This is a genomic window from Marinicellulosiphila megalodicopiae (assembly GCF_045862395.1).
Lineage (GTDB): Bacteria > Pseudomonadota > Gammaproteobacteria > Pseudomonadales > Natronospirillaceae > Marinicellulosiphila > Marinicellulosiphila megalodicopiae.
The window spans coordinates 3,804,581-3,817,853 of sequence record NZ_AP023087.1 but is presented as its reverse complement, the minus strand read 5'-3'; the positions used below and the strand labels follow the sequence as shown (position 1 = coordinate 3,817,853).

Here is a 13,273-nt window from a genome sequence, read left to right as displayed (position 1 = left end):
TTTTTGCCATCTTTATGAAAGAGTTAATTCAAATGCGTCGTGACAAAATGACCTTCGCATTTATGTTTGCCATACCTGTCATGCAATTAGTGATATTTGGTTTTGCCATTAACTCAAACCCAAAACACCTACCCACCGCCATAGTCGCCGAAGAACAAACCCCAATCGTACGCACATTAATTCATGCAATGAGCCACTCTCAATATTTTGATTTGCAATACAACGAATTAAATCACGACAAAGCTGAGCAATTATTAGCAGAAGGCAAAGTCGCCTTTGTGTTGATTATTCCAAAAGGTTTTAGCGAAAACTTAATACGAGGCGAGCGACCAGAGTTATTAGTTGAAGCCGATGCATCTGATCCTTCAGCCTCATCGGGCGCCATCAGTTTTTTAAACACGATATTAAACCAAGCACTGGCAGAAGAGTTAAAAGGCAGTTTGTCTTATTTGCAAAACACACCCAGCGCGTTTTCAATTGTGGTGCATCCTAAATACAATCCTGAAGGCATCACCCAATATAATATTGTCCCAGGTTTATTGGGTGTCATCATCACAATGACCATGGTAATGATCACATCCATGGCCATGACCAGAGAAACCGAACAAGGCACCATGGAAAATTTATTAGCCATGCCAGCCAAGCCTATAGAGGTAATGATTGGAAAAATTACCCCTTATGTAGGAGTGGGGGCTGTACAAACATTAGTGGTATTAGTGGCAGCAAAATTATTATTTGATGTGCCGTTTGTCGGCTCTATTACATTTTTAGCATTGTGCGTGTCGATATTTATTCTGGCGAATTTATGTTTGGGTTTTACATTTTCAACCATAGCAAAATCACAAATGCAGGCCATGCAACTAACCTTCTTTTTCTTTTTACCGTCGATATTATTATCGGGTTTTATGTTTCCCTATCGAGGTATGCCAGTGTGGGCGCAAACCATTGGTGAGGTATTGCCCTTAACCCATTTCTTGCGGATCATCCGAGGGATCATGTTAAAAGGATCTGGATTTGCACAGGTGCAAAATGAGATGCTGGCGTTAGGTGTGTTTATATTGGTGGTTGGGACGGTTGCGATATTGCGTTATAAGCGTACTTTGGATTGATTTAAAAACATGGGTTCTCGTAGGTCATGCCTTTAGGCAATTGGCATAAAAAAACCTACTTTAGACAGTTATTTATTTAATATTTCTTAGTTAAATAATAGTTTATGGAGGTAAAAACGCTATTTTATTTTTGTGACGTTTTATTGCTTAGGTTGTGTGTCTTTGTAGTCCTTTGTAGTCATCGTCTCTTTGTAGTCGGTCTTTTATTTCCCGCAACATTTTTTAAATTTTTTATTACTACCACAATGACAAATAGCATTTCTACCCATTTTTTCACCGGTACGTTTTATTGTTCCCTGATTGATTGAACAGGTTGAATTACTACAACAAGGTTGTTTTTGTTTCGTTTCGTGGATTACATGGGTATTCATATTATTTCCTATGAATTAAGCGGGTTCAAAACTTGACTTCGGACATCAGTTCGAAGATCGTGAAGTCTAAAGTTAAGATTTGACCCTAATTTCTTTAGAACCAGTCAATTCAATACCACAACTCATTAACATCAAACTAGACAGCAATGCACCTAATAACAAACGGCTAGAGTTAAGATTTAGTTGAAAGATTTTCATATATTTTCCGATTGTTAATTTCATTAATAATGGCTTTTAAAGCATCGATACATATAATAATTGAATCCACGTTGATTAACAAAACGATCAACATTCAAATACCTGTTCAACGTTTATTTCAGGCAAAAAAACGCGCTAAATTCAGCGCGTTTTTATGGGCTTTTTTATATTAATTAATCACTACTTCTGCTTCTTCTGTAATAATTGCAGAACCAGCCGTGTCAGATTTTATAACAACATCCACAAGATCATCATTAGAATTGTAACTGTATAGCGACAATGTATATGTCCCTACTTTTAGTATACTACTTGCTTTATTTTCTCCGTATTTAATCGAACTAAGTACAGCATAATTATTTTGATCGTATATTGTTAAACTCAAATAGTCGCCTTCATGTGCGGTTGCAGCAATTGTAAAATATGCTTCAGACGTCACTTCAATTTGAAATGATGTGGTGTCATAACCTTTCAATTCAACATCTAAAATTGAAGCCACTTCAGGCTCTGGTTTTAAATATTCTTGAACGAAATTTAATGTTGCACCCACTGCTTTAATTTGGAAATAAACGTCACTTCTCACTTCTTGATAGTCGTAATAAGTATTTGAAATAAATAATTGATAAGTGCCCGCTGCTAAAATATTATCTGCAAAAATTACATCTTGCCCATAACCCTTTTGAGTAATGATGTTTACACCAGCACTATCAACTAATTTAATATCTAATTTGTAATCCTGCTCAGTTGTACCAAAGAAAGCTGAAAAGTCAGTATTGTCTTGTGCCACTATTAATGAAAATTCCAACATTGATTCTGGTTGTGACCAAGCATTAGTGACTTCAATATTAAAGTCTTCTACACAATTATTTTGTTCACTCATTTCTTCATCAAAATTTGTTCCGTTTAAGTCGTATTTGGCAAGGGTAATACTGTGACAAATTTTATCATCAACTAATTCCTCACGAGAATATCCAACAAATAAATATGAATCGTTTTTCCCAAAATAATTCGCATTATCATAATATTCCGGCGATCTTACAAAAAAACTTCCCAGCCCTTCTAAATCAATATATATCTCATTTGAAAGTGAATGATTAGAAGAGTCTTTTTTGTCGACGGTAATATGTAAACCATTTTCTTGGGTGTAACTGTAATATTCCGCTTCAATATTATCTTCACTTTCTAACTGATAATAATATTCAACAACGCCTGAATTTTGCTCACAATTTTCAGTTAAATAATCCTGCATAGTCAATGTGCCATCTGTCAATATAACTCTAGATCTAATCGTACCAGACACCTCACAAGCATATGTTCGGGTTGTGGTTTCAACTGCACCTTCAGTGGTTGTTGTTGTGGTAGGCTCCCCTACTAATAATGAATTTAACAAATTTAAATTTTGATTTTGATTTTCATTTGTTGCATCCACAATCGCACTATAATTTGATTCACTGATTTCTGCTGTATAATTCGCCACTGTATAGTCAGTATCTAAAATTGCACTGTGTGCTGTTTTATTTGTCACTAATTCAGGGTAGCTAATAGTTTCAGCGAACGTAACATCTACATCAACAAATGATTTAATTAAAAAATCTAATTCGCTATCAACGTCTTGCATATAAAGATAATAGGCACCCGCATCTAATGTTATGACATTACTTAAATTACTCGCATCAAAATAATGATCAAATAATGTGACACCTTTTGCATTGGCAATTAAATAATCCAAATAAAAATAATTAGCTGAGAAATTTGTATCAAAATAAAATTCAGCTGAATCACTCACTGTTAATTCGTAGACAATCTCTTTGCTAATATGTTGTTGCGCCAAAATAGCAGGTGGTGCTTTTTCTTCTAAAAAACTAACCATTGTGTTTTCTGAAAGTATTTGAAGATATACATCAGGAATCATATCGTTTGAATGAGTATGTTTTATTTCAAGTGTGTAAGTGCCTGCATCAAGATACGTATGCACTGTAATATCAAAATTACCGTTAACTGAATAACCAGAGGCCACTTCAGATTCACCTCGTTTTAACAGTACAGCAAAGTCAGTGTCTAAATCTTGTGCAATTGAATTAGCTAAAAAATTAGTATCATCATCAGCCACTATTATTTCATAAATTAATGTCGATTGTGCTTCACTCCAATTACGTAAATTCGTAAAGTTCGCGTCCACTAAACAGTTATTTATGGCATCTAATAAACTAATAACAGGGGTTCCTGAATTCACAATCAATTGTTCATTTTGTTCGTACTCACATTGACTATCACCGATCAAAACAGACACCCACTTTTACACCCAATTTTTCTTCTCATTTTTCTTTTTAGGTCTAAAAAAATCAAAGGCGCTGGATATCTGAAGAGAATACTTTCGAGCAAAACGAGAAAACCAAAGAACAAAAACAACACGGAGTATTCATTAAATTGTTCCATAAATTCCAAAAAGATTATCGGTTTGATTTAAACTAAATAAAAAATAGAAACGAAATTTTAAAAAAGAGACAAAAACTCACTAATTCGGCGTTTTTTTAGACGACAGGGTTGCTGGAAACTATCTTAGTTGTTTATACCTTGCTCAAATACCGATCCAATGCATTGGCAAATTGTTGTATGTCCTGTGCATTTAATGGAGCAGGGCCTCCTGATTGAATGCCGCTTGAGCGCATGGTTTCCATAAAATCGCGCATGTTTAATTTTTGTTTGATGTTTTGTTCTGTAAAGGCTTCGCCGCGTGAGGTTAATACTTTTGCGCCTTTTGTGATTAATTCATCGGCTAAGGGAATGTCTGAGGTAATCACTAAATCGTTAGGTTGTACGTGTTCAACTATAAAATCATCGGCCACATCGAACCCTGATTCAACTTGTGTCATTTTAATAAAATGGGATTTTGGGATGTTGATGTATTGATTGGCCACTAAGGTTAATTGCAGTTGTTTTCGATTGGCTGCTTTGTACATAATTTCTTTAACTTGATTTGGGCATGCGTCAGCGTCGATCCAAAGTGCCATAAATAATCTCTGTTTTATAAAATTGTTGATAAAAAAAGGGCAACTTAATGCCCTTTGATTGTTTGTTTTTTAATCTTAATTTAGAAAAATATCTAATAATTCTGCTGCTTTGTTTTTGATCGCTTCTTTTGGAATGGGAATGTCCGCTTGGAAGGTTTGCGCTTGGTTTACATTTGTCTTTAGTTTTAAGCCTAAAGCCGCTGGTACTGCAACCTGACCATGGAAGAGTAAGTCGGTTTTAATGTCGATTGTTGGTTCTTTTTCTAATAACGAAAATCCTATGCCTTTCATTACTGGAATTAATGAGCTGTATTGAATCGTGATTGGCAGTATTAATTCTGACTGTCCTTGACTAATTAAATCAAGATTGATGCCGTCGCCTTGTAAAAATTCACGGCCTTCTAGGGATAAGTCATAATCCACTAACATGCCTTCAATGGTAAATGAGTTAGGGTTGTTTACATCAACGATAATTTCTAATACGGCTTGTTCGGTAGTGATATCGCGCACTTTATAGTGGTTAAATTTGAAAGTTGGGGGTAATAATTTTGCTTCTAATAAACTTGCGCAGTTAGTAGTTAATAGTGCAAAGCTGGCTAAAAGTATTATGCTTAAACGTTTCATGTTTTTTCTCTCCAATAAAATTGCGCGTAGTTTAATACCTTATATATGACTTGGATATGAATATTGTTATTTATTTTTTTTAAAAATTCAGCATAAACGTTACGGGTCCATCATTAAGTAATTCAACTTTCATATCGGCGGCAAATTCTCCAGTTTGTATTTTAGGGTATTTACTTTTAAAGCATTCAACTATTTTATTAAACATGGGCAAGCTTTGATCTGGATGCATTGCGTCAGAAAACCCAGGCCTAAGACCTTTGGAGGTTTGAGCGGCAAGAGTAAATTGAGAAACTACTAATACCTCGCCTTTAATGTCTTGGACATTTAAATTCATTTTGTCATCACAATCGTTAAAAATTCTGTAATTTAATACTTTTTTGCAGGCCTTTTCGATCAGCGCAGCATGATCGGTCTTTTCTAATCCGATGAATAAAAGTATGCCTTGTTGGATTTGTGCAATGTTTTGATTATTTACTGTTACGGATGCGTGTTGGACTCTTTGGATCAATATGTTCATATTTGTCATTCCCCTGTATTTCACACAATGGTATTCTTTGCGCTTTATTGTCGCAATGGGTTTAGAAGATGGAAGACGATAAGTCGCTGTTCTTGCAAGAAATGCAAGATGTGGTTCGCCATCAACCAAAAGGTAAGGTGAACTTAGCGCAGGCTAAAAAGTCGAATAATGCACAAAATCATTCAGTTCGACGTGAACTTGCACAATCGGATAAGTTAAAAGACGACAATCATTTGCCAATGCAGCCAACTATTATGGTTGATCCTGAAGATGTACTAAGTTTTAAACGAGAAGGGATTGGCAATCAGGTGTTTCGAAAATTTCGTCTAGGTCAGTATCCGATTGAAGCGCGTTTGGATTTACATCGCATGAAAGTGGTGCAGGCTCGAACAGAAGTGTTCAACTTTGTGCAAAATTGTATTAAATTTAATGTGCGGTCGGCATTGATTTTACACGGTAAGGCGTCACATAGTGAAGTCAAAGCCATGCTAAAAAGCTGCATTAATGCGTGGTTACCGCAATTAAGTGATGTGCTGGCATTTCATAGTGCTCAAGCAAAGCACGGCGGTAACGGAGCGGTATACATTATGCTTCGTAAAAGCGATCAAAAAAAATTAGAAAATAAATTGCATTACAGTAAGGGGCGAGAGTAGTTATGATCAAAGTTATGATTGAGCGTAAAATTCAATTTGGAGAAGAACAAGCATACGATTTGGCAGCACAAAAAATGTTATCTGCTGTGTTGTTATGTAAGGGTTATATTTCAAGCGAACAGTTGTTTGTAAGAGGTAAAGCCAATCATCGAGTGATTATTACCACTTGGCAAAGCACTCATGATTGGGAAGCATGGGCGTCCTCAGCGGAGCGTAATGTGGCGATCAGTTTTTTTGAGCCATTGTTAATTGAACAAGAAAGAGTGTTGGTTTTAAAATATTAAAATCAATCCACTAGTTATTAGATAAAAAACTCGGCATAGGCCGAGTTTTTTGTTTGTAGATCCGACTTTAGTCGAGTTTTCTTATTAAACTTAAAGAGCGCAGTGAGGGATGAAGAAAAACCACGCTTTTTCGATATGACCGATAGAAGCGTTTAATTCTTTCATGGACGAAAGAATGAAACTTAAAGAGCGCAGTGAGGGGTGAAGAAAAACCACGCTTTTTCGATATGACCGATAGAAGCGTCTAATTCTTTCATGGACGAAAGAATGAAACTTAAAGAGCGCAGTGAGGGATGAAGAAAAACCACGCTTTTTCGATATGACCGATAGAAGCGTTTAATTCTTTCATGGACGAAAGAATTAAACTTAAAGAGTTATGCCAATTTATCATCCGCAACATAATATGCCGGATCTTCTAAAACATTCACTTCGATCATGTCCCCTGCGCTTTGTAATAACGCTTTGCAGTCAGCACTTAAATGTCTTAAATGTAGATTTTTACCTGCATTTTTATAGCGTACTGCCACTGAATCAATTGCTTCTATGGCGGAATGATCCACTACTTTACAGTTAATAAAGTCGATGATTACTTCATCTGGGTCATCATTTGGTGTGAAATTTTCAGAAAAATTATGCACAGCGGCAAAAAATAATGGACCATTTGGTAAATAGATTTTTACCTCTTTTTCCATTTTGGTTTCCACTCTCATGCGTTTTGCATGCTGCCAAGCAAATACTAATGCGCTTACTATCACACCTACAAATACAGCAATGGCTAAATCAAATGCAACGGTAACCGAAGCGACAATAAAAATCGTTAGGAAGTCTGACATTGGAATTTTTTTCCATAAACGTAAGCTTGCCCATTCAAATGTGCCAATAACGACAATAAACATCACACCAATTAATGCAGCAACCGGAATCATTTCGATCCAACTTGAAGCAAACAAAATAAAGATTAAAAGGAATATTGCTGCTGCGATGCCCGATGTGCGTCCGCGTCCACCTGAGCTGATATTAATCATACTTTGCCCGATCATTGCGCAACCTCCCATTGAACCAATTAAGCCACTAAATACGTTTGCAGTTCCTTGACCTACGCATTCACGATTGCTGCGACCGCGAGTTTGAGTGATTTCATCAATTAACGTTAAGGTTAATAATGATTCGATCAAACCAATTGCAGCCAAAATTAAAGCAAACGGCAGAATAAACATAAGTGTTGTGAAATTAAAAGGCACATCGGGTAAGCCAATAGCAGGTAAGCCTGCAATCGTCGCGCCAAAGGTGTTGGCGTTATTGTTTTGAGCGTCATCGCGTACGTTTTGTAAAATATTTAAATCCACAATGGCTTTTTCAATGCTTGCAAGTTTGGCTTTTTGTTGATCATTTAATGCAATGCCTGCTTGCTGTAGCTCTTTGATTTCTTGAGGGATTTCCTGCTCGAATGCTTTCATTTCATTGGTTTTTGCTGTCATATTTACTAACACGTCCTGCACATTAGGTGTACTGATGTTAGCGAAATGTTGTAATGAAATTGCTAAACCCGAAACGATAAGGATGGCTGCCAAAGTAGAAGGAAATGCTTTGGTTAATTTAGGTAATAAATAAATGATAGCCATGGTTAATAGGATTAATCCGCCCATTACAAGTAATTCGGTGCTAGCAAGCCAAGATGAAGAAAGCTCATTGATGCCAAAGTCAGGGGTTTTAAACTGTCCAATTTGCGATAAGAAAATCACAATTGCGAGGCCGTTTACAAAACCCAGCATTACGGGGTGAGGAACGATTCGAATGAATTTTCCAAGCTTAAATACACCAGCCATGATTTGGAAAAATCCCATCAAAAGTACCGTTGCAAATAAATACTGAATCGCCACATCGGCACCAAATTTATAACTGGCGCTGGCCATTAACCCAACCATTACAACAGCCAGTGCACCCGTTGCTCCTGATATCATACCTGGTCGACCCCCAATCACAGCGGTCACTAATCCCACCATAAATGCAGCCCATAACCCTACTTGAGGGGGCACACCTGCGATGAAGGCAAAAGCTACGGCTTCTGGCACTAATGCTAAGGCGACAGTAAGGCCCGATAAAACGTCATTTTTTAGATTTCTTGGTTTATTAAAAAGTTGATAAAACATGCTTGGATTCTATTAGTTGTCCGGAGTGTCAAAAAAAACAGCTCAGAGGTGGGGTTAAAGGAATGGATAGTATAGCAAAAGGAATACGCCATGTTAATTTGTGCATTTTTATATATCACTTTGTAAAACTTTGAACTAATCCTAAGTTTTGAAATTGTTTACATTCAAGGAACAGATTGCATCTAGTTGCAGTGGTATAAAGTTGCTTGAAATGTAAACAAATGCAGTCATGAAAGTGATTGCGTGACATAAAAAAGAGAGAATGCATATGAATATTCGAAGTTTAATTGTCAGCCTTGGCGTGATAATTGGGTTAACAAGTTGTGGTGGAGAAGTGGAATTAGACACTACTAAAAGTGTGATTCAGGCTCCAAGCACAATGGTGGCACCTGCAGATTCAAATGGGGAGGTTAGCTTTAATTTAATTAATGATATCTCTTATCCAAGTGATGTATCCCCAACTTATACTTGGTTTTTTGGTGATGGCTCTGATCCAGTTACCTCTACTATTCCACTTATGAATCACGATTTTCCTGAAAACAAAGATTATGAAGTTCGCGTTCAAATTACGGATCAAAATGGTAATGCGGCAGGTAAAATAGTGACTTTGATTGTAAAAGTGACCAATGCCGTTGTTAAAGATGTCGCCTTTACGCTGCCTTCAACATTGATTACGCCAACTGTTGGGGCTAAAGGCTTGGTTACCATTGATGCAACCAATATTACTATTCCAGAGACATCAAGTGCTCAATACACATGGGACTTTGGTGATAATAACACTCGATCTACTTCTATTGGCTTAGTGCAACATCAATATACTGCCAATGGAACATATACAGTTACATTAACCATAAAAGATTCAAACAATAAAGCACCGACAATCAGTACGACTTATAGCGTAATTGTGGACAACATTGATGAATCGAGCTTTTCGGTTTTTATCGGATATTCAAGTGATGCACAAAATCCACTTTCTTTAACATTTAATTCTGTGTCGGAAAATCTTGTTAACACCCCAGCAACTTACTCTTGGGATTTTGGTGATAACCAAACATCCGATTTAGAAAATCCAACTAATAACTTCGCTCAAGCGGGTAATTACAACGTTGAATTAACAGTAACGGATAGCTTAGGTGAAGTGAAAACCACACAAAGAATGATTGTTGTATCTAATGTACCCAATGTTGCTCCAGTAGCGATGATTGGGCAAATGGATACATATTTTAATGAAATCACAGTAAGTGCAGCAGGGTCATCTGATGAAGAGGGCGCGAGCTTAACTTACACGTGGGACTTTGGAGACGGTAAAGTTGTCATGGGTGATGAAGTAGAAACTCATACTTACGCATCCGTGGGTGATTTTGTTGTGACCTTAACCGTAAGTGATGGAGAGCTTGAGCATTCTGTAACCGCTGATGTGACAACACAAGAGAAAACTCGTGCAAACTTGATCGAAAACTCGATAGCTTCGTTTATTAATGGCGGAGTAACTTTTACATGTGCAAACTGCCACTATTCGGCAGGCCCAGCTAAAGATGGTGATTTGTTCTTGAAAAGTGGAGCAGCAAGCCTTGTAACTTCAGCATCTGTAGAAGACGGTTTAGTCGATTGGTTAAATGCTGGTGGGCAAAACAACTTTACGAATCCAGTAACTGGCGGCGCAACAGGCGAACACGTGATTGTATTGAAATCTGACACAACAGCAGGGGCCTACAAAGTTAAAATGTGGAACGACCTTGTAGATGCGATGGTGTTGTATGTTGAGGAATTAAATAGCCAAGAAAACACAAAACCCAATGCAGTCATTACTTCTGCGTTTGAGTCAGGCACAACCTATTTATTTAATGCTTCAACTTCTTCTGATCCAGAAGGTAAAGCGTTAACTTATAGCTGGGATTTTGGCGATGCAACTGCGCTTAATACTACAGTTAATCCATCTCATGAATTTCCAGAAGGTGGGCGTTACACAGTTGTGTTAACGGTTTCTGATGGTGAGTTAACTGACACGGCTTCTGTAGAAATCTCAACAAAAGTTAAGTTAAATGGCAATTTAGCAATGGGCGAAACCCGATACGCTCAACTTTGTGCGCGTTGTCATGAAGGTGACGATGATGAAGTTTACGGTGAAGGCACTGCGCCAGTTGAGCCAATTGCAATTAACCGTTACTTAAATCATCAAGCTGATCTGTTTGAAAAAATTGATACAAGTATGCCTCCATTGCCAAATTCTGGTGATTGTGTGGATCAATGTGCTGCGGATATTGAAGCATTTATGATGAGCTGGGAGCGCGTGCAAAAAGATACTTCTTGTACATTAGATGCAGAATCTAAAGTGAATTATGGTCCTAGACAAATGCGTTTATTAACTTCAATTGAATACGTAAACACAGTGAAAACATTGTTTAATTATGATGTGGATTTAGGTTTATTACCTGCCGATGATCAAATTCACTTTTTCTCTAACCATGCGCAAACGTCATTGAATTCTTCACGTTTAGATGCTTTTGAATCGATTGCTAAGAAAATCGTGGCTTATTCAGCCGCTGAAGGTTATGCAAATGTGAAAGGTTTTGATGAAGGGTTCAGTGATGGTATTGCACGTCGCGCTTTTAGACGTCCTTTGAACTCAACAGAAGTTGCAGGTTACACAGCACTTGAAGCGTCGAGTTATGAAGATGCACTTCAAGCCTTGTTGATTTCTCCTAATTTCTTATTCCGTTCTGAATTAGGTATGACTAAAGACGAGTTCATTGATTTTAATGAAAACTCAGACCCTGTTTATATCATTTCCGGTACGCCTATTGATGTAGGATTCTCTCAAGAGATTGCACGTTACGACCAGCCGCGTTTCTCACATAATTTTACAGGTAATGATCTAGTTATCATCAAAGTGAAAGGCACCATCAATACTGAAGCACATCAGCCAAATATTTGGCCAGAGCTTGGGATTCAAGTGCCAAACGGTAATGGTTTCTTGCATACAGAAACGATTGATAAAGCTGGATATAAAACAGTGAAAATTGTTTTAAATGGCGCAAATGCTCTAAATGGTAATACTGAACTTGTTGTAAGACAGGCGCAGTCTCCACACGGAAATCAAACTTTAACAGTTGATTCGATATTGATTGGTGCTGCTGAACAAGTCATCTTTGAAGTACCTGATATTGAAGATGGATCCTACGCATTAACACCTTACGAAATGGCAACTTTCTTGGCTTACACTTACACAGGTAATACACCAGATGACACCTTGCTTGAAGCGGCAAACGAAGGCTTAGCAACTGATGCTGCGGTTCGTGCTCAAATAGAGCGCTTAATGGCAACCGACGCAGCAAAAGAACACTTTGGTACGTTTGTGGATCAGTGGTTAATGACGGATAACGTATTATCTGTTGCCAAAGATGCCGATAAATACCCAGGTTTTACACCAGCAGTTCGTGAAGCGATGCATCAAGAAGCGCGTGAAATCTTTAATGATGTGATGTTTAACAACACAGGTTTTAGCTCGCTTTACGATTCTAACTATACATTTGTGAATAATGTATTAGCGCAATTCTATGGCATTGGCGGGGCAAGTGGTGCAACGTTTAATAAAGTATCAGATGCAACTCGCGGTGGTATTTTAACCTCTGGCGCGTTCTTGTCCTCTTTGGCAACTCCTGAAGAATCTCACTTGATCAAACGTGCTGTGCGTATTCGTGAGCGTGTAATGTGTCAGCATTTACCTCCGTTCCCGACGGATGTGAATCTAGATACAATTCGTGAAATTCAAGCACAAAAAGTAGAAGATAAAAAAGCTGAAAACAACGGTGAAATTCGTCAGCCTCATTTAGACTATATCAATACAGATGTCGATGCGTGTAAGGGTTGTCATGAATATATTATCAATCCGTTGGGTGTAGCATTGGAAGATTATGATGCTGTCGGGTTACCACGAACGACTTACCGCAACGGATTAACCGTTGACTTTACAGGATTTGATTCTTCAATCGAGCAGCATAATGCGCATTTATATGGCATTAACGATTTATATGAAACCACTGACGGCATTGCATTGTCGGGTGTGAAATCATTAGGTCAAATCCTTGCAGGTGAAGAAGTGACGCGTGATTGTTTACAAGAAATGGCATTTAGATTTGTGATGGATACTGGTCCTGATAAGTTTGACCATGCCGATGAAGACAAAATTGTGTTAGCAGAAGATGAATTAGTAAATTACGCTTGTGCAATTAGCTCTATGGATACAGCGATGCAAGCTGAAGATAATCCAAAAGAAGCATTTATTAATCTTGGTTTATCTGAAATCGTTCGATTCAGAAAAGAATATAACCGTTAATTGTTTACGACGTAGAGGAATAA

General features: G+C 37.5%; 11 protein-coding genes. 4 read left to right on the top strand and 7 right to left on the bottom strand.

What is annotated here, in order from left to right:
• The first annotated feature begins 14 nt into the window (after positions 1 to 14).
• On the top strand, positions 15 to 1,109 hold the full coding sequence (locus tag TYM08_RS16435; protein ID WP_422380237.1) for an ABC transporter permease: 1,095 nt from the start codon (positions 15 to 17) through the stop codon (positions 1,107 to 1,109).
• Between the two features lie 203 nt (positions 1,110 to 1,312).
• Here the strand turns inward: TYM08_RS16435 and TYM08_RS16430 are convergent, their stop codons facing one another.
• The 6 genes from TYM08_RS16430 to dtd form a co-directional block, all read right to left on the bottom strand.
• Positions 1,313 to 1,480, bottom strand: a complete 168-nt coding sequence (locus TYM08_RS16430; RefSeq protein ID WP_422380236.1) for an SEC-C metal-binding domain-containing protein — start codon at positions 1,478 to 1,480, stop codon at positions 1,313 to 1,315.
• A gap of 72 nt (positions 1,481 to 1,552) precedes the next feature.
• Positions 1,553 to 1,678 carry a hypothetical protein gene (locus TYM08_RS16425; protein WP_422380235.1) on the bottom strand — a complete coding sequence of 42 codons (126 nt, stop codon included), beginning with the start codon at positions 1,676 to 1,678 and terminating at the stop codon, positions 1,553 to 1,555.
• A 169-nt stretch (positions 1,679 to 1,847) separates the two neighbouring features.
• Positions 1,848 to 3,965 (bottom strand): hypothetical protein, encoded by a 2,118-nt coding sequence (locus TYM08_RS16420; RefSeq protein WP_422380234.1) that lies wholly within the window; start codon positions 3,963 to 3,965, stop codon positions 1,848 to 1,850.
• 277 nt (positions 3,966 to 4,242) lie between these two features.
• On the bottom strand, positions 4,243 to 4,686 hold the full coding sequence (locus TYM08_RS16415; protein ID WP_422380233.1) for a YaiI/YqxD family protein: 444 nt from the start codon (positions 4,684 to 4,686) through the stop codon (positions 4,243 to 4,245).
• A gap of 75 nt (positions 4,687 to 4,761) precedes the next feature.
• Positions 4,762 to 5,310 carry a hypothetical protein gene (locus TYM08_RS16410; RefSeq protein WP_422380232.1) on the bottom strand — a complete coding sequence of 183 codons (549 nt, stop codon included), beginning with the start codon at positions 5,308 to 5,310 and terminating at the stop codon, positions 4,762 to 4,764.
• Between the two features lie 79 nt (positions 5,311 to 5,389).
• Positions 5,390 to 5,827: a D-aminoacyl-tRNA deacylase gene (gene dtd / locus TYM08_RS16405; RefSeq protein WP_422380231.1), complete on the bottom strand. Its 438-nt coding sequence runs from the start codon at positions 5,825 to 5,827 to the stop codon at positions 5,390 to 5,392.
• Positions 5,828 to 5,895: 68 nt separating this feature from the next.
• Here dtd and smrA point away from each other — a divergent pair, with 68 nt between their 5' ends.
• Both smrA and TYM08_RS16395 read left to right on the top strand, forming a co-directional pair.
• Complete coding sequence (smrA, locus tag TYM08_RS16400; protein WP_422380230.1) at positions 5,896 to 6,480, top strand: DNA endonuclease SmrA; 585 nt, start codon at positions 5,896 to 5,898, stop codon at positions 6,478 to 6,480.
• Positions 6,481 to 6,482: 2 nt separating this feature from the next.
• Positions 6,483 to 6,764 carry an antibiotic biosynthesis monooxygenase family protein gene (locus tag TYM08_RS16395; protein ID WP_422380229.1) on the top strand — a complete coding sequence of 94 codons (282 nt, stop codon included), beginning with the start codon at positions 6,483 to 6,485 and terminating at the stop codon, positions 6,762 to 6,764.
• A gap of 374 nt (positions 6,765 to 7,138) precedes the next feature.
• On the opposite strand, the gene TYM08_RS16390 is transcribed toward TYM08_RS16395, so the two are convergent.
• Complete coding sequence (locus tag TYM08_RS16390; protein ID WP_422380228.1) at positions 7,139 to 8,914, bottom strand: SulP family inorganic anion transporter; 1,776 nt, start codon at positions 8,912 to 8,914, stop codon at positions 7,139 to 7,141.
• A gap of 268 nt (positions 8,915 to 9,182) precedes the next feature.
• Between TYM08_RS16390 and TYM08_RS16385 the strand changes: the two genes are divergently transcribed.
• Entirely contained in the window at positions 9,183 to 13,250 is a 4,068-nt protein-coding gene (locus TYM08_RS16385; RefSeq protein ID WP_422380227.1) for a PKD domain-containing protein, read from the top strand.
• Positions 13,251 to 13,273 lie beyond the last annotated feature (23 nt).

Excerpts from the sequence above, each read along its gene's own strand:
- smrA (WP_422380230.1), top strand. The coding sequence starts at position 5,896 with ATGGAAGACGATAAGTCGCTGTTCTTGCAAGAAATGCAAGATGTGGTT.
- dtd (WP_422380231.1), bottom strand. The coding sequence starts at position 5,827 with ATGAACATATTGATCCAAAGAGTCCAACACGCATCCGTAACAGTAAAT.
- TYM08_RS16390 (WP_422380228.1), bottom strand. The coding sequence starts at position 8,914 with ATGTTTTATCAACTTTTTAATAAACCAAGAAATCTAAAAAATGACGTT.
- TYM08_RS16395 (WP_422380229.1), top strand. The coding sequence starts at position 6,483 with ATGATCAAAGTTATGATTGAGCGTAAAATTCAATTTGGAGAAGAACAA.
- TYM08_RS16415 (WP_422380233.1), bottom strand. The coding sequence starts at position 4,686 with ATGGCACTTTGGATCGACGCTGACGCATGCCCAAATCAAGTTAAAGAA.
- TYM08_RS16425 (WP_422380235.1), bottom strand. The coding sequence starts at position 1,678 with ATGAAAATCTTTCAACTAAATCTTAACTCTAGCCGTTTGTTATTAGGT.
- TYM08_RS16430 (WP_422380236.1), bottom strand. The coding sequence starts at position 1,480 with ATGAATACCCATGTAATCCACGAAACGAAACAAAAACAACCTTGTTGT.
- TYM08_RS16385 (WP_422380227.1), top strand. The coding sequence starts at position 9,183 with ATGAATATTCGAAGTTTAATTGTCAGCCTTGGCGTGATAATTGGGTTA.
- TYM08_RS16435 (WP_422380237.1), top strand. The coding sequence starts at position 15 with ATGAAAGAGTTAATTCAAATGCGTCGTGACAAAATGACCTTCGCATTT.
- TYM08_RS16410 (WP_422380232.1), bottom strand. The coding sequence starts at position 5,310 with ATGAAACGTTTAAGCATAATACTTTTAGCCAGCTTTGCACTATTAACT.